The 25,007-nt window shown below is 63.5% G+C and carries 12 protein-coding genes; all 12 read left to right on the forward strand.

Translation table 11 applies throughout. The annotated features are described in order from the left end of the window. Nucleotides 1–73 precede the first annotated feature (73 nt). On the forward strand, nucleotides 74–6,193 hold the full coding sequence (locus ACZ5G6_RS07420) for an Ig-like domain-containing protein (protein WP_498690493.1): 6,120 nt from the start codon (nucleotides 74–76) through the stop codon (nucleotides 6,191–6,193). Nucleotides 6,194–6,254: 61 nt separating this feature from the next. Further along, nucleotides 6,255–7,226 carry an AAA family ATPase gene (locus tag ACZ5G6_RS07425; RefSeq protein WP_223936428.1) on the forward strand — a complete coding sequence of 324 codons (972 nt, stop codon included), beginning with the start codon at nucleotides 6,255–6,257 and terminating at the stop codon, nucleotides 7,224–7,226. 52 nt (nucleotides 7,227–7,278) lie between these two features. Continuing rightward, nucleotides 7,279–8,550 carry a DUF58 domain-containing protein gene (locus ACZ5G6_RS07430; RefSeq protein WP_498691798.1) on the forward strand — a complete coding sequence of 424 codons (1,272 nt, stop codon included), beginning with the start codon at nucleotides 7,279–7,281 and terminating at the stop codon, nucleotides 8,548–8,550. Then, a complete protein-coding gene (locus ACZ5G6_RS07435) occupies nucleotides 8,547–11,060 on the forward strand; it encodes a transglutaminase TgpA family protein (protein WP_498690497.1) in 2,514 nt (837 codons plus the stop codon). The genes ACZ5G6_RS07430 and ACZ5G6_RS07435 overlap by 4 nt, the downstream gene beginning before the upstream one ends. After that, nucleotides 11,050–12,492, forward strand: a complete 1,443-nt coding sequence (locus ACZ5G6_RS07440; protein WP_498690499.1) for an RDD family protein — start codon at nucleotides 11,050–11,052, stop codon at nucleotides 12,490–12,492. The genes ACZ5G6_RS07435 and ACZ5G6_RS07440 overlap by 11 nt, the downstream gene beginning before the upstream one ends. Next, nucleotides 12,489–13,376 carry a PP2C family protein-serine/threonine phosphatase gene (locus ACZ5G6_RS07445; protein WP_498690501.1) on the forward strand — a complete coding sequence of 296 codons (888 nt, stop codon included), beginning with the start codon at nucleotides 12,489–12,491 and terminating at the stop codon, nucleotides 13,374–13,376. Before ACZ5G6_RS07440 ends, ACZ5G6_RS07445 begins: the two co-directional genes overlap by 4 nt. Further along, complete coding sequence (locus ACZ5G6_RS07450; RefSeq protein WP_498690504.1) at nucleotides 13,377–14,963, forward strand: FHA domain-containing protein; 1,587 nt, start codon at nucleotides 13,377–13,379, stop codon at nucleotides 14,961–14,963. Then, nucleotides 14,960–16,618, forward strand: a complete 1,659-nt coding sequence (locus ACZ5G6_RS07455; protein ID WP_498690506.1) for a serine/threonine-protein kinase — start codon at nucleotides 14,960–14,962, stop codon at nucleotides 16,616–16,618. Before ACZ5G6_RS07450 ends, ACZ5G6_RS07455 begins: the two co-directional genes overlap by 4 nt. 45 nt (nucleotides 16,619–16,663) lie before the next feature. Beyond that, nucleotides 16,664–17,368: a hypothetical protein gene (locus ACZ5G6_RS07460; protein ID WP_223936434.1), complete on the forward strand. Its 705-nt coding sequence runs from the start codon at nucleotides 16,664–16,666 to the stop codon at nucleotides 17,366–17,368. Next, the gene (locus ACZ5G6_RS07465; RefSeq protein ID WP_498690510.1) at nucleotides 17,365–21,825 is read left to right on the forward strand and encodes a type VII secretion EssC family protein; all 4,461 of its coding nucleotides are present in this window, start codon (nucleotides 17,365–17,367) and stop codon (nucleotides 21,823–21,825) included. Before ACZ5G6_RS07460 ends, ACZ5G6_RS07465 begins: the two co-directional genes overlap by 4 nt. A 68-nt stretch (nucleotides 21,826–21,893) precedes the next feature. Beyond that, nucleotides 21,894–24,182 (forward strand): NAD-dependent DNA ligase LigA, encoded by a 2,289-nt coding sequence (ligA, locus tag ACZ5G6_RS07470; RefSeq protein WP_498690512.1) that lies wholly within the window; start codon nucleotides 21,894–21,896, stop codon nucleotides 24,180–24,182. Beyond that, nucleotides 24,179–25,003, forward strand: coding sequence for an inositol monophosphatase family protein (locus ACZ5G6_RS07475; protein WP_223936437.1), 825 nt, complete (start codon nucleotides 24,179–24,181; stop codon nucleotides 25,001–25,003). Before ligA ends, ACZ5G6_RS07475 begins: the two co-directional genes overlap by 4 nt. Nucleotides 25,004–25,007 lie beyond the last annotated feature (4 nt).

Genomic DNA, 25,007 nt, shown 5'->3' on the forward strand with positions numbered 1-25,007 from the left:
TGGCTGCCGGCACATGCCGGGTGGCCTGGAGGCCGCTTAAGGGCGGCTGTACAACAAAGGGAATTTTGGGGCTGTGACATCTTTCTTCGGCAAGCTGGGGCTGAAAAAGCGTCGAAACAGGAAACTCGTATCTGCAACTGCTGTGACCGCGGCTGGCGCTTTGCTGGTGGCGGGCGCAGTGCTCTATCCGGGGTTCAAGACGGCTGAGGTCGATTTGAACGACGGCGGCGTGTGGGTCGTGAGTAAGACCAAGAACGCCGTGGGACGGTTGAACTATCCCTCGCGCGTGCTTGATGGGGCTGTGACGCCGGCAACCACCACGTTCGATGTCCTGCAGCATGACGGCAACGTCTTTGTTGACGACGAGTCTGGCTCCACTATCAACCAGGTCTCTGCGGCGAACCTGAAGTTGGGTGGCGACAAGCAGCTGCCCTCATCCTCGCAAGTCAGCTACGGCTCCAGTGTGCTGTCAGTTACCGACCCCGCCCGCGGGAAGGTGTGGGCCCTTTCGCCATCCACCGTGAACGGCTTCGATGAAGAATCCAGCGAACCCGTGCTCACGGGCTCCCAGAACATGGTGTCGGCTGTGGGACGGGACAACCGCATTTACACTGCGGACCCGGGCAAGGGCGAAATCACCATCACCACCGTGGACGCCAACGGCGAGCGGGCGGCGTCGGAAGTAGCCAAGGTGGACGAGCTCAAGGGCGCCGGTGATCTGCAGATTGCCGTCGTGGGCGACAAACCGGTAGTGCTGGATGCCGGCTCCGGAAACCTCTTCCTTCCTGGTGGGCGCAAACTCCAGCTACAGGACGCACGGGAAGCCAAACTCCAGCAGAGCAGCGAAGACAGTGGCTACGTGGCAATCGCGACGCGGAAAGCACTCCTGAAGCAGCCGTTGGACGGTTCAACCGCTGCCACGGTGAACGTAGATGGGGAGGGCGTTCCGGCAGCCCCGGTGCAGGTCAGCAAGTGCACCCATGCCGCGTGGGCCGGCGCCAACAAGTACATCCGTGATTGCGAGAACGACGCCGACGACAAGAAGAACGACGTCCCCAAGGCCAGCGCGTCTCCCAGCTACGTCTTCCGCGTGAACCGAGACCTTGTGGTGCTCAACGACATCAATTCCGGCAGCGTGTGGTTGGTCAACCAGAACATGCAGCTCGTCAACAATTGGGACGATGTTGTCCCGCCCAAGAACCAATCCGATGACCAGGACCAGGAATCCGCGGACAACAACACCATCAACGTGCTCCCGGACCGCACCAAGCCCAACCGTGCGCCCGAGACCAAACCAGATGAGTTTGGCGTCAGGCCCGGCCGGACCTCCATCCTGAGTGTCCTGGACAACGACTCAGACCCCGACGGCGATGTCCTCACCGCAGCGGCCGGTGCCAACGGCCCCAAGGCGGGCGCGCTGGAAAACATCTACGGCGGCTCAGCTTTCCAAATCAAGGTGCCGGCCGAAGCCAAGCCAGGCACCGAGGTCTTCGACTACAACGCCTCCGATGGTCGGGGCTTGTCAGCAGGCGGCAAGGTCACCCTGCATGTGGTTGGACCGGAGGAGAACAAGCCTCCTGTTTTCAAGAGGGCTGAGCCCACCACCATGCTGGTGGAACAGGGAAAGTCCGTCAGCCAGAACATCCTGACCGACTGGATGGACCCCGACGGCGACGACCTCGTCCTGCTGGACGCCAAAGCAGACAACGACCAGGACCAGGTCAAGGTCCGCCGCGATGGCTTGCTCACGTACCAGGATTCCGGTGCTGCCCCCGGCAAGAAGAACGTCACCATCACCGTGTGGGACGGGCGGGCAACTACCACTGGTCGTGTGGTCATCAACGTGCAGCCGCCGGGGGCGCTTGCGCCTGTTGTCAACGCGGACCACGTAACAGCGGTGGTTGGCCAGGACTTGGTGATCTCTCCGTTGAAGAACGACGTCGACCCCAACGGAGGCGCCCTGCGCGTGGCCCACGTGGAGGCTGCGGGCCAGGTCGAGCTGGGCGCAGTGACCGACGGCGGATCGTTCACTTTCCGCAGCAACACTCCTGGTCCGGTCTACTTGACCTACATTGCGAGCAACGGCCCGCAAAGCAGCCAGGGCCTCATCAGGGTGGACGTCGAGTCCGGCAAGGATGCCGGCGCGCCGGTTGCCGTTCACGACGTCGCGCTTCTGCCCGTAGGTGGGAGCGTCCTCGTGGATCCGCTCGCCAATGACTCCGACCCTTCCGGCGGCGTGCTGGTGCTGCAATCCGTTACTGTCCCTGAGGGCTCAACGGCCTCGGTCAGTGTGATTGACCACAGCGTCCTGCGCATCACGGACGTCTTGGGCGCCAAGGAGCCCTTCGTCTTCAGCTACACGATGTCCAACGGCCATAAGTCGGCCACTGGAACGGTGGGCGTTGTCCCGGTGCCTGCCCCCGCCGTCGTGGAGGCTCCGCAGCCGAAACCCGACGACGTGAACGTCCGTGTTAACGACGTCGTCACTATTCCTGTCCTGGACAATGACACACACCCGCAGGGCGAAGAGCTCTCCGTGGATCCGGTCCTGGCGCAGAACATAGCGGAAGCCGATGGCCATGCTTTTGTCTCGGAAAACACCCTGCGCTTCATCGCCGGCCCCACGCCCAAGACGGTGCGTGCCATTTACAACGCCGTGGATCCGCAGGGGCAGAAGAGCGCCGCCGCGGTGACCATCCACATCCTGCCGTTGGAAGGCGCCCAAAATTCGCGCCCGCAACCGCAGAACCTGACGGCCCGCGTGGTTGCCGGCGGCAGCGTCCGCATCCCGGTGCCGCTTGACGGCATCGATCCCGACGGCGATTCGGTCCAGCTCACCGGCATCGACAGTACACCCACCATGGGAACTGCGACCGCGGGAAGCAACTTCATCGACTTCGTCGCCGCAGGGGACGGTGCGGGAACCGACACGTTCCGGTACAAGGTGATCGATCGCCAAGGGGCGGTCAACACCGGCACTGTCACTATTGGCGTGGCGCCGCGTGGGGAAGACAACCAGAAGCCGACGCCCGTGGACGACGAAGTCAAGGTCCGGCCGGGCCGCCAGATTGCCGTTGACGCTACGGCGAACGACACTGATCCTGATGGCGACCCGATCCGCATCATGACGGACAGCATTGAGGCCGATGAGGCCCTGGACGCACACGTCAGCCAGACCAGCGGGCGCATCCTGCTCACTGCTCCGGCGGCGGAGGGCACGGTCAACGTCCGTTACTCCGTGGCTGACGACCGGGACGCAGTTGGCCAGGCCAGCATCCGCGTCATCGTCAAGAACGACGTCCCGCTGCAGGCCCCGATCGCGCGCGACGACCGCGTGACGTCGGCACAAACGCTGGGCAAGACAGCCGTGGATGTTCCTGTTCTGAAAAATGATGAAGATCCTGACGGCGTGGGAGAGAACCTCAAGATCAGCACGGACGTAGAGACCGCCCGGCCAGGTTCCGAGGGCAACGTCATCGTTGAACTCACGGAGCAGCCCCAATTGGTGCCCTACACGGTGGAAGACGTGGACGGCCAGAAGTCGACAGCGATCATCTGGGTTCCGGGCGTCGGCCAGCAGGTGCCAACCCTGGCCAAGGACGAGGTAGTTGAACTGATCTCCGGGCAGTCCGTCACCGTGGACTTGCGCGAATGGGTGAAAGTCCGCGATGGACGCTCGCCGCGCCTGACCCAGACAGACCGCATCAAACTGATCGGCGCAGACGGCAGCGACCCCGTGGCCAATGGCGGGACAGCCATCAAGTACACGGCCGGTCCGGAGTATGTGGGTCCGGGCTCCGTCAGTTTCGAGGTCACCGATGGCACGGGTCCGGACGACCCCAACGGCCTGAAATCGACACTAAGTATCCGTACCAAGGTGCTTCCGGACCCCAACAAGAACAACCCGCCTGTGCTGCTGGGCAGCGCGGTGGATGTTCCCAAGAGCGATTCCGTCAGCACCGACCTGGAAAAACTCACCTCGGATCCGGATGCTGACGACGTCCAGAACATGAACTATGAAATCGTCGGTGCCGCACCGGCAGGCTTCAAAGTGAACATCGACGGAAAGACGCTCAAGGTTTCGGCTGACGATTCCGCGAGGATCGGGCAGAGTGGCACCGTCCAGGTCAAGGCCAAGGACCGCCGCGGCCTGGAGGCGGTGGCAACCTTCAAGCTCTCCTTGACGGCCTCAAACCGCCCCAAGCCAGTGGCCAATGATGACGTAGAGCCGGACGCTCAATCGGGGAAGCCCGTGACCGCGAATGTACTGGCGAACGATTCGAACCCGTTCCCGGATACGCCGCTGAAGATCGTCTCGGCCATCACCGAAACTGGCCAGGGCAGCGCTGAATTCAGCAACGGCGATGTGACTGTGACGCCCTCATCAGGCTTTACGGGCACCATGGTGGTTGCCTACACGGTGGAGGACAAGACCGGCGAGGCCTCACGCTACGCCACTGCCCGCATCCGGCTCACGGTGAAGGACAAGCCTGCTCCTCCCACAACGCCCTTGGCGCAAAGCGTGGGAGACGAGACAGCCCTGCTGACGTGGAATGCTCCGGCGGACCGCGGCTCGCCGATTACCAAGTACACGGTGTACGGCGAAGGTGGATACAAACAGGACTGCCCTGCCAACACCTGCACCCTGACTGGCTTGACCAACAACGTGAAGTACCACTTTGCGGTAACGGCGACCAATGCCATCAATGAGTCCGAGCGCTCGCCGCTGTCCGCGGAAGTCCGGCCCGACGTCAAGCCTGACACGCCAGCGGCCCCCACGCTCACGTTCGGCGACAAGCAACTGTCCGTGGCGTGGGTTCCGCCAGCCAGCAAGGGGTCCCCGATCAAGTCTTACGACCTGGAGATTTCGCCTGCTCCTGCGGGCCAGAATGCCCAGATCCAGAACCTCACGGGCGCCAGTTACGTCTGGAAGGGATTGACGAACGGCGTTGCCTACAAGATCCGGGTCCTGGCCAGGAACGATGCCAAGGAGCCGTCCGAATGGAGCCCCTACTCGGCCGCGGAAACGCCAGCGGGAGTACCGGCCACGCCGGCTGCTCCGTCTGTGTCCGGCGCCGGATCGGTTGGTAGCCAGAGTCAGTTGAAGGTGAGCTGGGCAGCTCCCAACAACAACGGTGACCCCGTGTCTGCGTACACGCTGACCACTTACCGGGGTGGCGCCGTCGTTGGTTCGCAGGCAGTGGCCGCAACGTCCCAAAACGTGACAGTGAGTAATGCCGAAGCGGATTACACGTTCACGGTCTCGGCCACCAACAAAGCCGGAGTGAGCGGCGTGAGCCAGCAGTCGGCCGCGATCCGCGCGGCAGGCAAGCCAGGCACGGTGGGCAGCGGATCAGTTGCCCCCACAGGCAACAGCGGGCAGCTGAGGGTGACGTTCACGCCCCTGACGGCCGCCGAGCGCAATGGCTCGCAGGACGGTGAAATCCAGTACCGCTGGCAGACGGCATACGGTTCCGGGCCCATCGGGCGGGGTGGCGGCGAAATTGGTGGCCAACCCAACGGCCAGGACGTGGTGGTCAACATCATCGCGAGCTCCGTGAAGAACAACATGTCCGGTGACGCCAAAGCGATCGGAACCGGAAATCCCTATGGCGATCCCGGTGCCCCGAACGTGAACGGCGGCAAGTCCGGCGTCGGCGACCCCCAGGTGCACTGGTCGTGGACCGCGCCGAACATGAACGGCAGGCCCTTGGACCACTACGAAGTCAGTCTGGACGGCGGCGGCTGGAGCGGCGTCGGCAAGGCGACGAACTACGACGCCCCAGGCGGTGGCTGGAACAACACCCGAACCCTGAGGGTCCGGGCCGTGACGATCAACCCCGGTCCTGCGGGCAGCGCCCAATCGACCTCCGGAAACGATCCCACGCCACCGGTCACCACTGTTCGAGTGAAGCGTTCAGACAACAACAGCTGCCCGGGCAAGCCCGGGGTTCCTGATCGTTACAGCAACGTCGGCGGTGACGCCAAGTGCGGAAGCAGTGACACCAATTGGGTGTCCTACTCCGATGGCTGGATCACGTCTGCGTGCTGGATGAATATCTACGGCTCCAGTGAGACTTCAAACCCGCCGTCCTATTACAAGTGGTACCGGATGGAAAACGGGCCGCACCCGGGGTGGTACGTCAAGCTCGCCACCATCGACATCAACGGCCCGGACGTCGGCCGATGCTGACGGCAGCATCAAGCCGGCTGACCCCGTCCCAACACAGCACCCGAAGAAAAGGACTCAACCCATGACCATGACAAACGAGCAGGCCGCGTGGTTTGCAGAGACGTTCCAGAAGCTCGTTGCCAACGTGGGCCAGGCAATACTGGGCAAGGAACACGTCATCCGGTTGACCTTCACGGCGATGCTGGCCGAAGGCCACGTGCTCTTTGAGGATGCTCCGGGTACTGGAAAGACGTCTTTGGCCCGTGCACTTGCTGCTACGGTCCAGGGCTCGCACAACCGCATCCAGTTCACGCCGGACCTCCTGCCCTCGGACGTCACGGGCGTGACCATCTACGACCAGAAGACCCAGAAGTTCGAGTTCCACAAGGGCCCCGTCTTCAACAACATCGTCCTTGCCGATGAAATCAACCGTGCTTCGCCGAAGACGCAGTCAGCGTTGCTGGAGGTCATGGAAGAGTCACGCGTTACCGTGGACGGCACCACGTATGAAGCAGGCCGTCCGTTCATGGTCCTGGCTACGCAGAACCCGATCGAACAGGCAGGCACCTACCGGCTTCCCGAAGCCCAGCTGGACCGGTTCCTGATCAAGACGTCCATCGGCTACCCGGACCACGCTTCTACCGTGCGGCTTCTGGGCGGGGCAAACTTGAAGGACCGTTCCAAGGACCTCACGCCCATCATCACCACCCAAGCCGTGGCGGATATGGCGGATCTCGCGGCCACCACCCACGTGGACACTGCAGTGCTGGAGTACATTTCGCGGCTATGCGAAGAGACGCGCAATGCTCCAGAGACCCGTCTGGGCGTCTCCGTCCGTGGTGCCTTGGCCATGGTCCGCGCGGCGAAGGTCTGGGCCGCCGGACAGGGACGCAACTTTGTGCTGCCGGACGACATCAAGGAACTCGCCCCTGTGGTGTGGACGCACCGTTTGGTGATGGATCCCGAGGCCGAATTCTCCGGCGCGACACCGGAGGTTGTGCTCACGCGTGTCCTGGCCGATGTCGCCGCCCCGCAGCAACGCGCGAGCGCATAGGGCTGTGCGAACGCTTAACAAAGTCGTCGGTGCCTGGCAGCGAAAACCCGGCATCCAGAAGCCTGGCAAACTCAATCCCTCGGCTGTGTGGGCTGAAGCAGCGGGAACAGCGTGCGAGTGGCTCGCACCCGCATGGACCAAGGTGCGGGAGCTGTGGCTTCGCTTCGTCTGGCCCGTCCTGTCCGTGGTGAGCGTGCTCGGCTGGGTGGTCCTGGCTGCGGCAATCGGGCTGTGGATCGCCGGGCAGGCTTGGGGTTGGCAGGAGGCGAAGTCTGCCGCGATGGTTGCTTTCTTGCTGTTTGTGTTGGCCGTGGGCTTCATCGTGGGCCGCTCGGCGTATGGCGTGGTCCTGGATCTGGCCCGGACCCGTGTGGCTGTGGGGGACGACGCCGTGGGAAGCATCGCCGTGTCCAACGTTTCGGCAAGGCCATTGTTGCCCGCCTCCTTGGAGTTGCCGGTGGGTGCTGCGACAGCCATCTTCCACTTGCCCCGGATGAAGCCGGCCCAGATGCATGAAGACCTTTTCACCATTCCCACGGCACGGCGTGCTGTGATTGTGGTTGGTCCCGTACGATCCGTGCGTGCGGATCCACTCCATCTTCTGCGGCGGCGCGTGCTCTGGACTGAGCCGGTAGACCTGTTCGTCCACCCCCGCACCGTATCCTTGGGGAGCTCGGCGGCAGGCTTCATCCGCGATCTTGAAGGTATGCCCACCACGGAGCTTTCCAGCGCGGACGTGTCCTTCCATGCCTTGCGCGATTACGTTCCTGGTGACGATCGCCGGCACATCCACTGGAAGACGACGGCCCGCACCAACAAGCTCATGGTCCGCCAGTTCGAGGAAACCCGGCGGGCGCACCTTGCCATTTCCCTGTCCATCAATACGGATGAATACGACTCGGATGGCGAGTTCGAGATGGCCATTTCCGTCGCCGCCTCAATCGGCCGCCAGGCTATCAAAGAACAGCGTGAGCTGGACGTCCTGACCCAAAAGGGACCGCTCCGTTGTGAAACCGGCCGTAACCTGCTGGATGACATGACCCGGATTGTGGGGGCACCCCTCCGGAAGACCGCCGTCGATCTCGCCCGGACCCTTTCAGACACCGTTCCCAACGCTTCGGTGGTGTTCTTCGTCGTCGGCAGCCACGTCACGGCTACGCAGCTTCGCACCGCGGCCGCGTCCGTTCCGCCTGGTGTTCGCAGCCTTGCCGTGCGCGTCCAACCCGGAGCGGCGCCGTCGAGGGCCAACATTGCAGACCTGACCGTCCTCACCGTTGGCGACCTCGATGACCTCGCAATCGTGCTGAGAAAGGCGGCAGCATGAGCACCACACCAAATCTTCGCGTGCGTCCGCGCCCGGGTTCCCGGGCCAAGAACCCGGGATCGGTGTTCGCCGACGGCCGCCCGCTGTGGCATTTTGCCGTGGACTGCGGCGCCTTGGTGATCCTGCTGGTCCTGGGCGTGCTTGGCTTCAGCCTGAGCTTCGGGGGAGACCCGCGGTACCTCATTGCAGGGCTGGGTGGCGTTTTCCTGGGACTGGGCATCGCGATCCTTAACGCGCACCTTCGTTTGGGACTGCTGATCACCACCGCCCTGGGCTTCGGTGCCTACATGCTGTTCGGTTCGGCACTGGCGGTGCCAGACTCAGCCGTGCTCGGGGTGCTGCCCAGCCTTGAATCGCTGAGGACCTTGCTGCTGGGCGTCGTGTTCGCCTGGAAGGATATGCTCACGGTCGGCGTGCCGGTGGGCACAGCCAACGGCATGCTCATAGTGCCGTTCCTGAGTTCACTGATCACTGCGCTGGCTGCCGGTTTGTTGACCTGGCGCCTGAAGAGCCCGTATTGGCCGCTGCTGCCCGTGCTGGTCCTCTGCGTTACGGGCATCGCGTTCAGTACCAGCGCCGGTTTCCTCAACGTGGAGCGCGGGGTTTCGCTGACCATCGTGTCGATAGTCTGGGCGACGTTCCGCCGTGACGCACTCCGGCAAAGCAGCACCAAAGCCGTTTCCGCCAACAGGCCGGAGTTCGACGCCGGTGCGGCCCGCCGCGGGAAGCTTCGCCGTCTGGGAACTGCTGCCGCAGTGGTGGCCGCCGCCGTCGGAATGACCGCAGTCGCTTCGCCCCTTGTGACGGCGGGCGATGACCGGAAGGTACTGCGCAACACGATCGTCCCGCCGTTCGACCCCCGCGACTACATCACGCCGTTGGCGAGCTTCCGGAACTTCGTCAAGGACGAGAAGGACCAGACGCTGTTCACGGTCAAGGGACTGCCCAAGGACGCACGCGTGCGACTCGCGGCGTTGGATGCCTTCAACGGCCTGAACTACACCATGGATCCCAACAGCTCCGGCAACTTCAGCAAGGTGGGCGATGCCCGCTCGCTAAACACGCTGGCAGATACGGGAAGCCCGGTAGGTGGAACCAATTACACGCTGGAAATCAGCATCGAGGACTACCAGGGCTATTTTGTCCCAGGTGGCCGGCACACTACGGGCATGAGCTTCCTGCAGAGCTCCGGGGCGGCGTCCGGACTGTACTTCAACCCCGGCACGGATACGGCTGTGACCACCAAGGGCCTGGCAAAGGGCGACAATTACACAGTCCAGGTTTCTGATCCGGGGACCCTCGAACACGGCCAGCTGACGCAGTACGACTTCGCCAAGCTCGCGTTGCCCGAAGCCCAGGAAGTGCCTCCGATCGTCGCCTCCCAGGCCAACGAGCTCTCGGCCGACGCGCCCACCGCCATCGACCGTGTGCGGCAGATCGAAGCCCATTTCCAGAAGAGCGGGGCGTTTAGTAATGGCCTGGTGGCTGACGGCCAGTTGCCGAGCCTTCCTGGACACAGCGCGGCGCGCGTCCGCAGCCTGCTTTCCGCCAAGCAAATGCTGGGCGATGACGAACAGTACGCCGTAGCGATGTCACTCATGCTGCGCCACCTCGGCATCCCCTCTCGCGTTGTCATGGGGTTCTATCCGGATCCCAAGAGCCCGGAAAACGGTGCCGGGGACGTCAAGATCACAGGCAAGGACGTGCACGCCTGGGTGGAGGTGGCCTTCGACCGCGTCGGCTGGGTATCGTTTGATCCCACTCCGCCCAAGGACAACGTGCCCATTCCGCCGGACCCGGAGAACAAGTCCAAGCCCAAGCCGCAGGTGCTGCAGCCGCCGCCCCCGCCTCAGGAGCCCGCGGACCTGCCGCCGGACTCCACGCCGGACGCCTTGGATGCCGATGAGAAGAAAGACAACCCGTGGCTGTTCTGGGGACCATTGCTTGCAGCCCTCGGCGTGGCCATGATTCCCGTGGGGATTCTCGCCGTGCCGCTGCTGCTGATCCTGCTGCTTAAATCACGACGCCGGAAGGCACGTTTCCGTGATGGCCACCCCGCCCAGCGGGTTGGCGGTGGGTGGAACGAGGTGCTGAGCCTGGCCACAGACATGGGCGCCTCAATTGACGCGAAGTCGACCCGGCGTGAATCGGCTACTGTCATCGCGGATGCGTTCCCGGTCACGGGAATTACCACCACGATGTTGGCACACAGGGCTGACGCCGCAGTTTTCGGCGCGGGGCAACCCAGCGAGGAAGAAGTCAAGGAGTACTGGGAGATCGTGGATTCCTCGCTCGAGGACATCGCAGGGAGCGTTGGTTTCTGGAAGCGGCAGCAGGCCCGGTTCTCGCCGAGGTCCCTGCTTTCCGATGGCAGGGCCGCGCTGGGCCAGCGGGAACAGGCACCCCGGGACACGGCGGGCGCCATATTCACCAAGGGCAAGCTGTTTAAGGAGGGCAACCCGTTCAAGAAGGGCAACCCGTTCAAGAAGGGCAGGATTGATGAGCAGTGAACCTGAGCTGTGCCTGGCCTGCAAGCACCCGGTGCGCCCCGGCGCGGCCTTTTGCACTCATTGCGGATCGCCGCTGGCCAATCGTGGCGCCCGGAAGGAGCGCAACGTCAACCGTGCCCAGGCCGCGGCCTTGGACTTCGCAGCCCGGCAAGGCCTGCCCGATCCCGGTAGTATCTCGGTAGTGCCGGCGACGACACCACCAATGCAGCAGCAGGGATATGCAGATGCTGCCAAAGCACATCCGGGGCCAGGGGGAGGGACCACAATGACTGCACAGCTCGAACTGGTACCGGCATCTGCGGGGAAACGCCTCGGCGCTGCAGTGCTGGACTGGTTGGGACCTGTTGCCGTCCTTGCAACCACCTTCGCACTTGGCATTGCCGGCATCACCCAAACGCGGCGGAACGGTTTTATCGTCTACGACACAGGACTGTTGGTTCTCTTGGGGAGCATCGGCCTGGGTGTCACAGTGCTCTACATGTTTGTACTGCTGGGACTCGAAGCCCGGTCCGGAAACACCATCGGTAATCACCTGATGGGGATCCGGAGTTCCGATGCCGACGGCTACGCGCCGGGCGGGGGCGTAGTTTTTGTCCGAGGCATCCTCACCGGCGGGCTTCTTTTACTGGGGGCAATCCTCGGCGCTGTGCTGTTGGGCCTTGGCTTGCTGGGACTGGTCCTGTGGATCGCGCTCCCGCTCATGATCCTCGGGGTGGTTTGGGCTTGCCTGGTGGTTGTTTCCAACGCCTGGGATAGGAACGGCAAGCTACGTGGCTGGCATGACATGGCGGCCAAGTCCCTGGTATTCGATGTCCACGCGGGCCGGAACCCGGTTGCTACTGGAGGAATCCAGGGGCCCTACAGCTTTGCCCCGGTGGAGCTACCGCCGGTTCAGCCAGTGGCCTCGCCGGTCCCGTCAATGTCAGCTGCCCAGTTCGTGTCCACACCGCAGCCTGTCTCAAACCCGCGGCCGGTCTCCAACCCGCAGCCTGTCTCGAACCCGCAGCCTGTCTCCAACCCGCAGCCGGCGCCTGTGGCCTCCGCGCACCCCGACGACGACGTCGAGCGGACCCAGATGCGGCCTGGAACTGCACGGGCCCAGGCAGTGCTCCGCATCCGTGTTGACGACGGCCAGGACGTGGAACTTGGAGGAACGGTCCTTGTTGGCCGCAATCCAGCACCCCAGCCCGGGGAAGCTGCTGGGCAGTTGGTGGCCGTTTCGGATCCCGGAAGGTCCATCTCCAAAACCCATTTGCACCTGCGGGTTGATGGCGATGGCGTGTGGGTTACAGACCGCAACTCCACCAATGGCAGCGCTGTCACTACGCCCGATGGCCTCCAAACCCGGCTTCATCCGGGGGAAGCAGTTTTCGTCAGACCCGGTTCCACCGTTTACTTCGGGGACCGTTCCTTCCACCTAGGACAAGCATGAACTCACAGCCGGCCAGCCCCGCCGATGCGGATTCCAACACCGCTGGATCCGCCTTTCAGCTCAGCTACGGATACGGTACGGACCGCGGACTGCGCCGCGAGCTCAACGAGGATTCCTTCATAGCCTCAGATCCCGTCTTCGCGGTTGCCGACGGCATGGGTGGCCATGAAGCCGGCGAGATCGCCAGTGGCATGTGTGTCCGGACCCTGGGCAGTGCACCGGTCCTGGCTGCGGGGGTCCGATCGGCTTCGGCAGCGGACCTGCAGGATTGCTTGTTGAAAGCGGACGCCAGGATCCGCGAAGCCACAGGGGCACGTGCGGGCACCACGCTCTCCGGCGTTGTTGTGGTGGAACAAATGGGTTTGCCGTACTGGCTGGTCATGAACATTGGGGATTCCCGGACGTATCGCCTGAGCCAGGGGCAGTTCGCCCAGATCAGCGTTGACCATTCAGAAGTCCAGGAGCTGGTGGACTCCGGTGACATCACGGCCGAGCAAGCTGCCGTTCACCCCCGCAGGCATGTGGTCACCCGCGCTTTGGGCACCGGCGACGAAACCGAGGCAGACTTCTGGTTGCTCCCCATTCAGGAGGGGGACCGGATCATGGTCTGCTCGGACGGGCTGAACGGCGAACTGGGGGATGACCATCTGTTCCGCATCCTTAGCACCGTGGCCCATCCGCAGGACGCAGTGGATGCCTTGATCCAGGCTGCCCTGCGCAGCGGCGGACGGGACAACGTCACGGTGATTGTGGTTGACGCCAAGAACGTCCTTAACGACGCCGGCATCGCCACAACGGCGCCGCGTCCAGAGACCGAATCCGACGTTGAGGAGGACACCCTTCCCAGGGCCTGGGTTACGGGAACGGATCAGGAGGAGGCGTAGATGGAAAGAAATAACAACCCATCCCACGCCCGGTATCAGCGCGGTGACTGGTTCGGCGTCGTCCGTCAAGGCACGGTGGTGCTGTTGGGTCCCGACACATCGCCGGCCTTGATCGATTCCGTGTGGGAGCTTCTCGCGTCGGCCCCCGAAGCCCACGAGGTCCTCCACGAAGTGACCGAGGCTTTCGGAGTTTCCCTTAGCCGCATCCCGCCCTTTGGCATCATCGACTCCAAGGACGCTTTGCGTGTGTTCCTTCGCGGCGACCTTGAACTCGTTGTGAAAATGTCCGCCGGGGAAGAGTTGCTGTCTGGACGTGACGTCACCACCTGGACGGAGCGCCGTCTCACCGCCGCCCATGCGTACAACCTGCGGATAGGCCCGGGGTCCCCATCCGCCTCCGTACCAGCAAGCCCAGCAAGCCCTGGTAATACCTCGACGCCGGATGGCAGCTTGCCGCTGGGGGAGGGCGTGGTTCTGCTTGCGTCGCTGGACGTGGTGCTCCAACCCACTCCTGCGAAGATTGCCGGGCCGGCCTTGGTTTCCGATGAAACCATGATTGGCTATGCCGACGCAGATTTAGGGCTCACCATCGCGCCGGGACATCCCGAAATCGCGGAGGATTCCCCGGGCGTTCCTGTCCACACCGGCACTACGGATCCCATACTTCCTTCCCTGGAAGCAGGCCCTTCCCTTGAAGCAGGCCATTCGCTGGAAAGCACCACCAATTATGACCACCTATGGGACAAAACCGTGATGCGGAACATCGAAGACGCGGCTGTGCGGGTGGATGAAGAATCCGGTGATGACGATGCCCCGGCCGCCCATACCCCAGTGGCGCAGACTCCAATGCCCCATACGCCAGTGCCGCCAACTCCGGCATCCGAAAAACCTGCGGTACCAGGTCCACTGATCGACTCCGTTCCCTGGCAGCGCAGCCCTGCCGAGATCCCGGCACATGACGGGCGGGCTGACTCGGCTGCTCCTGCACAAACCAGCGGCTCTGCCGATGCCGATGCCGATCACGACGGTCAGACGGTTATGAAGAGCAGCATCACCGCAGACGCGCAGCGTGCTGGAGCGGGAGCTGCACACCAGGATGCCCGGGTCGAGGATGCCCCGGCCGGCAACGGTCCCAGCGTTTTAGCACGGGTGTGCTCCCAAGGTCATGCCAACCCTCCGACGTACTCCCAGTGCGCCATGTGTGGGTTCGCGCTATCCGGTGATTCCCTCCAGGTCCCGCGTCCCCGCTTGGGCAGGATGCGGTTATCCACGGGTGAACTGATCGACTTGGACCAGTCGCTCATCATTGGGAGGCAGCCCTCAGTGTCCCGCGTCCAAGGCGGCACCATGCCGCGACTGGTCCAGGTGGAAAGCCCGGGAGGGGACATTTCCCGCTCACACGTCGAGGTCCGGCTGGAGGGTTGGCACGTCATGCTGTGCGACCTTAAAGCGACCAACGGAACGGTGCTCATCCGGGAAGGCCAAGCACCCCGGCGGCTCGCTCAAAACGAGATGGCAATCCTTCTGGACGGCGACATCGCTGAACTGGGCGACGACATTTCATTGCGTTTCGAGGAGATTCTTTGAGTTCCACGAGGCCCCCTGCGCCGCCTCCACCCATTCCCGGCTTCAAGTACGTCAGTCTGTTGGGCTCCGGTGGATTCTCTGACGTGTACCTGTACGAACAGGACAGGCCGCGCCGTAAAGTAGCCGTCAAGGTGCTGTTGTCCGACTTGAAGACAGAAGGCGCACGCCGGCGCTTCGAGTCCGAAGCGAACCTGATGGCGCAGTTGTCTTCGCACCCGTATATCGTGACGATTTTCGAGGCCGAAATCACGGAGGGCGGCCACTCCTACCTGGCCATGGAGTACTGCTCCCGGCCCAGCCTCGATGTCCGCTACCGCCGCCAGCGCTTCAGCGTGGATGAGGTCCTGGCTGTCGGCATCCAGGTGGCATCCGCCGTCGAGACCGCCCACCGGGCAGGCATCGTGCACCGTGACATCAAGCCTGCCAACATCCTGGTCACCGACTACAACCGTCCCGCCCTCACCGACTTCGGCATTTCCGGCACCATTGGGGCCGATACCGAGGACGATGCCGGAATGTCCATCCCTTGGTCACCACCGGAGCAATTCCGCGGCGGGGCCGTTGACGGCGTACCCGTGGATATTTGGGCCCTCGGCGCCACCCTGTATACGTTGCTTGCGGGTCGCTCACCTTTTGTTCTTCCTGGCCAGGACAACTCGCAGCGGGAACTGATCTCGCGCATCACCAACTCACCGCTGCCCAGGCTCGGCCGTGCCGACGTTCCGGAGTCCCTGGAACTCGTCCTGTCTACGTCCATGGCGAAGTCCCCGGAGTCCCGCTACTCGTCGGCCCATGCTTTTGCCCTGGCCTTGCAACGAATACAGACCGAACTGAATTTGTCCGTGACGCCCTTCGAGGTGCTCGAAGAACCGGGTCATGGAGACGAGCAGCACCCGGACGACAATTTCGAGGAAACCCGCGTCCGCAGCATCGCCTCGATCGATCCGGACGCTTCGGGAACAGCCACCACCGGCTCGGCTCCCACATTCCCGGCACGGACCTTCCCGTCCACCATCCCGGTAAACAGCCCGCAGCCGGCTCAAGTGCACACGGCTCCTCCCCGGTTCCAGGCACCCGCGCCAAGCATTTCGGATCCCGATCCCGCCGAGTCCACAGTCCTTCGCGGCTGGCAGCCTTCCGGCCGGCAGGACGATCTCGGCGCCACCGTTACTCGTTCCCACAGCATCGAAGCACCCGGCGTCGAGGCCGTGCCACCTCCGGACCATGGCAAACGTAATTTGTGGCTCGCGGTGTCAGGCGCTGCTGTTCTGGTGGTCGCGATCGTAGTCGGGGTGGTCCTGGGTGCCCAGGCACAGCCCAAAGTGCTCCCAAGCGAGGCTGCGAGCAAGCAGCCCGCCGACCCGTTGGACGACGGCGGTGTTCCCGACGTGGAGGGGCTCCACGCGGAGCGCAGTAGCAAAGACCGGAACATCATCGTCTTCACATGGAAGAACCCGCAGCCGAAAGCCGGCGATGCCTTCAAGTGGAGGATCAAATCGGCCAAGGGGGACGGGCCCTACCAATCGACCAACACGCCGAATGCGTTTATGTCGGGCCTGGAAGATCCGCCCATCTGTATACAAGCCATCATCGTTCGTGAGGATGGTGCGGCATCGCCCGAGGGGCCGGATTCCATCGCCTGCCTGGAGGAATAGCCGGCACATGAAACTTTTTTTCGGCCATCTGAGGAGGCACAGATCATGGGGGATCTAGCAATAGATTTCTGTGGCGAATGGTACGAACCATCCGACGACGACGTCTTTGACATCGGTCGCGAAGGGGACCTGGAAGTCGACGACAACCCGTACCTGCACCGGCGCTTTCTGCAGATTGCACGGTATGACGGCATGTGGTGGCTCAGCAACGTAGGCAGCATGCTCTCTGCAACCGTCGCCGATGGATCGGGCGGCATGCAGGCATGGCTGGCTCCCGGCGCCCGGATCCCGCTCGTCTTCAGCCACACCAACGTGATCTTCACAGCCGGGCCCACCACCTATGAGTTCGCAGTGCATTTGAAGACGCCGTCTTTCCGGCATGAAGCCCGGGACGAGGATCAAGCGGGGGACACCACCATAGGGCCGGTGGTTTTCACCGACTCGCAGAAGGCCCTGATCGTGGCCCTCGCTGAGCCCATGCTTCGGCGTGACGGTACCGGCTTCAGCGCGATTCCGTCGTCCGCGGAGGCCGCCAAGAGGCTGGGCTGGGCCCTGACACGCTTCAATCGAAAGCTGGATAACGTCTGCGACAAACTGGACCGCGTCGGCGTCGTAGGTCTCCGGGGTGGCGCCGGCAAACTCGCCACCAACCGCCGTGCCCGCCTGGTGGAGCACGCCGTGACCTCGCACCTGGTGACAGCCGCGGACCTATACCTTTTGGAAACCATGACTGGAGCAGACGAAGCATGAAGTTCCGCTTGACCTTGCGGCGAGACCCCGCGGAAGCAAAGGACCTCGCCGTTACGGTGGATGGTCGCGCCACCGTGGCGGACATCGCCACCGAACTTTGGGCTGCCGACCCCGCACGAAAGGGGACAGAACCGCCGTCGAACCTGTCCATCAGCGTGGACGAAGCGTTCGTGGGCGGAGGCCTTTCAGGCCATGTCCTCAGGCCCTCGGATAACCTGCTCGAGTCCGGGCTGCGGCCCGGCTCCAAGGTTTCGCTCGCGCAGGTGAGCGAGCATCCCGCTTCCAACGGCAACGGCGGTACCAACGGCCAAAACCGAGGACCAGCCGCGGCCACCTTGCGCGTTATGTCAGGGCCCGACGTCGGACGCGAATTTTCGCTGCCTTTCGGCACCAGTTACATCGGCCGGGACAGGGACGCCGACATCCGGCTCTCGGACCCGCTGACGTCCAAGCGCCATGCGCGCATCACCGTTGGCGAGACCGTGGAGATCGTGGACACGAACTCGGCGAACGGACTGCTTATGGAGGGTTTGCCGGTCACCCGCGCCACGCTTGAATCTTCGGATACGGTGACCCTGGGCGATACCACCGTGGGAGTCGTGTCCCTTTCGCGGAACCATGGGGGCGGGCCATCATCGCCGCTGGTCGACTTCAACCGCTCGCCGCGGGTGTTGCCGAGGTTTGAGTCTCCTAAGCGCGTGCCGCCAGCTGGCCCCAAACGCCCCGAACACCAACCATTCCCGTACATCATGTTGATCGCACCGCTGCTGATGGGTGGCGTTCTTTTCGCATTCACCCAGAACCTGCTTTCGGTGCTGTTCATGGCCATGATGCCGCTGTTCATCGTTGGCCACTATGTGGACCACAAGATGCAGGGCAAGCGCCAGGCGAAGGAAGGCCATAAGCAGTTCCAGGCTTCCATGCTTGCGTTCCGCGAGGACATCGACAGGCAACAGAACATTGAACGCGCCGTGCGGCTTCAGGAAGCGCCCTCCGTCAGCGACACCGTGGACGCCATCTACAAACTCGGCCCGCTCCTGTGGACCAACCGGCCCGAGCACCAGCATTTCCTTGGTGTCCGGTTCGGACTGGGCTCTGCGCCGTCGCGGATACAGTTCGAAGAACCCGGCGCCAACGAAACCGAACCCCGGTATATGAGGGAAATCCAGCAATGCCTGAAGCAGGTCCGCGTCATTGATGGCGTGCCCATCGTGTCCCAGCTGCGCACATCGGGTTCCTTCGGTGTGGCCGGGGACCGCAGTGTCGTGGACGACGTCGCCCGGGGCATGGTGCTTCAGTTGGTGGGACTCCACTCGCCCGCGGAGATGGTGTTGGCTGCACTGACTTCCGCCCGTTCCCGTGAGCGTTGGGATTGGTTGCAGTGGCTTCCACACGTTGGTTCCGGCCACAGCCCGCTCTCCGGGGACCATCTGGCCGCAGGCCCTGCTGCTGGAGCTTCCTTGTTGTCGCGCCTGGAGGACCTTGTGGAGCAGCGCGAGGCCCAGGCCAAGGAACCCGGTCCGCAGCCACGCCCGGCGCTCAAGGACGAGCACGAAGAGATTCCTGGTCCCGTGGTTCCGGCCGTCCTGGTAGTTGTTGAGGACGATGCACCTGTGGACCGGGGACGGCTGACGCGGCTGGTGGAACGCGGCCCGGACTTCGGCGTGCACGTCATGTGGGTGGCAGCGAATGTGCAGTCCCTGCCTGCAGCCTGCCGGGATTTCCTCTCGGTGGACGGCGACCACGGCACCACCACCGGCCAGGTCCGGCTCGGCCGCCACACCTATCCGGTGAGCTGCGAAAGCCTCGACGCTGGTCTCGCGACACAGCTGGCGCGCATGATGTCGCCGTTGGTTGACGTCGGAAACCCGCTTGAGGACGATTCGGACCTCCCGCGGGCCGTTTCCTACGCGACGTTGATCGGCAAGGAACTGATGGACAACCCGCATGCCGTGGCTGAACGGTGGCAGGAGAACAACTCAGTCCATGCCACGGCCGTGCCCAACCGCAAGGACAACGGAAGCCTCCGCGCCTTGGTGGGTTCCAAGGGCGTTGAACCTTTCTACCTGGACCTCAAGAACGAGGGTCCCCACGCGCTGGTGGGTGGAACCACTGGCGCGGGCAAATCGGAGTTCCTTCAGTCCTGGGTGATGGGAATGGCTGCCGCCTACAGCCCGGACCGGGTCAGCTTCCTGTTCGTGGACTACAAGGGTGGCGCCGCTTTTGCCGACTGCCTGCACTTGCCCCACACTGTAGGGCTCGTGACCGACTTGTCTCCGCACCTGGTCCGCAGGGCCTTGACCTCGTTGCGGGCCGAACTGCACTATCGCGAACGCCTCCTGAACCGGAAGAAGGCCAAGGACCTGCTGGCCCTGCAGCGCGAAGCAGACCCTGAAGCACCCCCGTACCTCATCATCATCGTGGACGAATTCGCGGCGCTTGCCACCGAGGTCCCCGAGTTCGTGGACGGCGTGGTGGACGTTGCCGCCCGCGGACGTTCCCTGGGTTTGCACCTGATCCTCGCCACCCAGCGTCCTACAGGCGTCATCAAGGACAACCTGCGCGCCAACACGAACCTCCGTGTTGCGTTGCGCATGGCGGATGAAGTGGATGCAGTGGACATTCTTGGCGTCCCCACGGCCGCCTATTTCGATCCGTCCATTCCAGGCCGTGGGGCAGCGAAGACTGGCCCCGGGCGCATTCAGGGATTCCAGACCGGATACGCAGGTGGCTGGACCACCGACAAGCCACAACGTCCCCGGATAGACATCGTCGAGATGTCCTTCGGTTCCGGCCCCTCCTGGGAACCACCGCCCGTCGCCGCCGTGGAGGAAGAGCCTGCCGGACCCAACGACATTGCCAGGATGACCACCAACATCATCCGGGCTGCCGATGTCCTGGCCATTGAACCGCCACGGAAGCCGTGGCTGAACGAACTGGCCACCACCTACGATTTTTCCAAGTTGCCAAACCCGCGCACGGACGAGCGACTCCTCCTGGGCGTGGCCGATGACCCCGCACACCAGGACCAGCCCACCGTGTTCTACGAACCGGACAAGGATGGCAACATGGCCGTCTACGGAACGGGTGGTTCGGGTAAGTCAGCTGCGCTGCGGGGAATCGCGATCGCCGCCGCCGTCACACCCCGCGGTGGTCCGGTCCACGTGTACGGCATCGACTGCGGTTCCTCCGGCCTGAAAATGCTCGACGGCCTTCCGCACGTGGGCGAGGTCATCAGCGGCGACGACGTCGAGCGGGTTGGCCGCCTTCTGCGCTGGCTGAAGGACGTCGCCGATGACCGCGCCGCGCGTTTTGCCGAGGTCCGGGCCTCCACCATTGTTGAATACCGGCAACTCGCAAACCGTTCGGACGAAAAGCGTATTTTCGTCCTGGTGGACGGCATGTCCTCCTTCCGTGAAGGCTATGAGTACAGCAACCTGTCCGCACTGTGGGACATCTTCCTCCAGTTGGCTACGGACGGACGTCCCCTGGGTATCCACTTGGTGGTGAGCGGCGACCGCACCAACTCTGTCCCGGCGTCGCTCCTTGCCTCGATCCAAAAGCGGTTGGTCCTGCGCCTGAGCTCCGAAGACGATTACATGACCCTCGATGTGCCAAAGGACGTCCTCAACGCAGCCTCGCCTCCCGGCCGCGGTTTGCTGGACGGCCTGGAGGTCCAACTGGCCGTGCTGGGCGGCAACTCCAACCTGGCGCTGCAGGCCCGCGAAGTGTCCAAGCTCAGCCAGGCCATGGTGCGCCAAGGGCTGGAGCAGGCGCCACAGATCCAGCGGCTGCCGGAACTCGTGGACTTGGATATCCTGCCCACCGGTGCCCCGGACAGCCCTGTTATTGGTGTGGACGACGAGACACTGGGGTCGGCGACCATTGCCGCCAAGGGTTCGCTCTTGCTCGCGGGGCCGCCGGGTGCCGGACGCACAGTCGCCCTGGTCACGTTGGCATACGCCCTGCGGCGGTCCAACCCGCGGACGGATCTTATCTACATCGGATCACGCCGGTCTGCGGTTGCCTCAATGAACATCTGGAGCAGGTCCCTGGTGGGACCCGACGAGGTCTCGGATGTGGTGGATGACCTCATCGACAAAGCCACGGACAACCCGGGCAGTATGGCTATCTTCATCGAGGGCCTGACCGAGTTCACGGACACGCTGGCAGAATCGGGCGTGGGACGGTTGGTAACGGCTGCCATCAAAGCCGATCAATGGGTTGTCGGCGAATCCGAAACGTCCACGTGGTCCCAGGCATGGTCCTTGGCCCAGCCCTTCAAATCGGGCAGGCGTGGACTGTTGCTCAACCCTGGAGATGTGGAAGGGGACACCCTCCTCAACACGTCCCTGGGCCGCATCAGCAAGGACTTCATCCCCGGGCGCGGATACATCGTGGGACGTGGAAAGGTACGCAAGCTGCAGATCGCCATGCCGCCGGAGAACCGCAGCTAGGAATCGGCTGGCATGGGCTCTCATCCTGACGGGTCAATAATGTCCGCGGGTTGCGGCAAGATAGACCTGTGAGCACACCAGAGAATCCAGATCCGGTCCGCACCACAACCCAGGATGCCGCTGCGGCCTTGGGCGCAGAAGAGGGAACACCTCCTTCGGAGAGCCTGCGGGATGAGTATGAGCAACTTGCCGACCTCGTGCGCAAGTACCGGTATGCCTATTACCAAGAGGACGCGCCCACGGTTTCCGACGCCGAGTTCGATGAACTCTACCGTCGCCTGGAAGAAATCGAAGCGCTGCATCCGGAACTCGTCTCCAATGACTCGCCCACGCAGGAAGTCGGGGGCGAAGTCTCTGCCGCCTTCACCGCCGTCGCGCATCTACAGCGGATGTACAGCCTGGACGACGTCTTTTCCCTCGAGGAACTCGAGGCTTGGGTACGCAAGGCTGAAGCTTCAGTGGCCCGGCTGGGGGACAGCGCGCCGCCCATCGCCTGGCTGACTGAACTGAAAATCGATGGACTCGCCGTCAATCTGCTGTACAGGGACGGCAAGCTGGTTCGCGCCGCCACCCGCGGCGACGGCACCACCGGGGAAGACATCACGCACAACGTCCTCACCATCAAGGAAATCCCGCGGGAACTCAGCGGCTCCGGTTATCCCTCGGAAGTTGAAATCCGTGGGGAAGTCTTTATTCCCTCCAAGGCCTTCATTGAGTTCAACGAAGCCCTGGTTGCCGCGGGCAAAGCGCCCCTCGCCAATCCACGCAACGCGGCTGCGGGCTCGCTCCGCCAGAAGGACCCGGCAGAAACTGCAAAGCGCCCACTGAGTATGTTCGTTCACGGTATCGGCGCCCGGGAGGGACTGAATGCCAAGAGCCAATCCGAAACCTACAAGCTGCTGGCCGATTGGGGACTGCCTGTCAGCCCATACTTGAAAGTACTGGATTCCTTTGAGGGCGTCCTGGAATTTATCGCCCATTACGGCGAACACCGGCACGATCTCCTGCACGAAATTGATGGCATCGTGGTCAAGATCGACGACTTCGCCACCCAACGTGCGCTCGGCTACACCTCCCGCGTCCCCAGGTGGGCCGCCGCCTACAAGTACCCGCCGGAGGAAGTCCACACCAAACTGTTGGACATCCTTGTCAACGTGGGCCGCACGGGGCGAGTCACGCCGTTCGGTTTGATGGAGCCGGTGAAGGTCGCGGGTTCCACCGTGGGGATGGCCACCCTGCACAACCAGGATGTGGTCAAGGCCAAGGGCGTCATGATCGGCGACATCGTGATTCTCCGCAAGGCCGGTGACGTGATTCCGGAGATCGTTGGGCCCGTGCTGGCCCTGCGCAACCAACAGGATCCACCAGTGCGGGAATTTGTCATGCCCACCGAGTGCCCGTCCTGCGGTACGCCATTGGCACCGGCAAAAGAAAGCGATGTGGACATCCGTTGCCCCAACGCCAAGTCCTGCCCGTCCCAGCTGCGTGAGCGCGTTTTCCACCTTGCCGGACGCGGTGCGTTCGACATCGAGGCTTTGGGCTGGGAAGCTGCGATCGCCCTGACCCAGCCGGCAGAGCCGGAGACCCCTCCGTTGACCAGTGAGGCGGGGTTGTTCAATCTGACCCGCGAGGATCTGGCGAACGTCATGATCCGCAGGGAGAAGAGGTCCAAGGGGGTAGGCACGGGCCAGTATGAGCTTGTTCCGTACTTCTACTCAAGGGGGACGGCCAAGTCGCCCTCCAAGCCAACAGCAACCACGGAAAAACTCTTTGCTGAGCTGGAGAAAGCGAAGAAGCAACCCCTGTGGCGTGTCCTTGTGGCATTGTCCATCCGGCATGTGGGACCCACGGCCTCCCGGGCCCTGGCAACGGCTTTTGGCAGCATGGACGCCATCCGGAACGCCACTGAAGAGCAGCTTGCGCACGTTGATGGAGTCGGACCCACCATCGCAGCGGCCCTGAAGGAATGGTTCGCCGTGGATTGGCATAACGAGATCGTGGACAGCTGGGCCGCCGCCGGTGTGCGGATGGAGGACGAGCGCGATACCAGCATGCCGCGAACCCTTGAAGGCCTGACGATCGTGGTGACGGGCACGCTGCCCAACTTCAGCCGGGACGAGGCCAAAGAAGCCATCATCATCCGTGGCGGCAAGGCTTCAGGGTCCGTGTCCAAGAACACCAGCTACCTGGTTGCCGGTGAAAGTGCGGGAACCAAGCTGGACAAAGCCGAGCAGCTCGGTGTTCCCATATTGGATGAGGACGGCTTCCGTGAGCTGTTGGCCAACGGTCCGGCAGGGTCCGACGCCGCCGACGCTGACGCCGACGCCGCCGACGCCGAGACAGTAAAAACGCAATGACCGACGCCATTGAGCTACTGGCCGTAGCGAAACGTGCTGCTGCCGCCGGAGCTGCGGTCCTTTCGCAGAGAACTGCCGTGGGCACGGGCGGCGCTGGGCTGGGGATATCCAACAAGGGCGATGCCGGAGACTGGGTGACCGAGTTCGACGTCGCAGCCGAGAATGCAGTCCGCGAGGCCATCTTGGCGGCTCGGCCCAACGACACCATCACCGGGGAGGAGCACGGCACCACCCGGCCCGAGCAGGCCTCGGGTTACCGCTGGTCCATTGATCCCCTTGATGGCACCACCAATTTCATTCGCAACATCGTCTACTACGCCACGTCGGTGGCTGTGGCCGATGCCGACGGCGTTTGGCTGGCCGGCGTAGTTCACGCGCCGGCCCTGGGCCGCGTCTATTCGGCGGCCCGAGGCCAAGGCGCCTGGCTGGAAGTTGCGGGGGAGGCTACCCGGCTGGCTGGCCCCGTTCCCGGGCGCACCGGACTCATTCTGGCCACGGGATTCAGCTACGATCCAGATACGCGCGCCAATCAAGCGGCAGGCCTCGCCGAGCTGATGGACGGCTTCGCGGACGTTCGGAGGCTGGGTTCGGCGGCCTTGGACCTGTGCCTGGTGGCAGATGGCACCTACGACGCTTTTGGGGAACGCGGATTGAACGAGCACGATTTCTCCGCTGGCGCCCTGATCGCTGAAGAAGCGGGCTGTTGGGTGCGCAGGCCACGGCTTCAGAGCCCGCTCGACGGCGGCCCCACCACCGAGGACCGCTTGGCTGCATGGACGTGCGCCGGGGCCTTGGAGCTGTCCGGCAAATTTCCGCTCTGATCAA

The organism is Arthrobacter sp. TmtSoilC51, assembly GCF_055388015.1.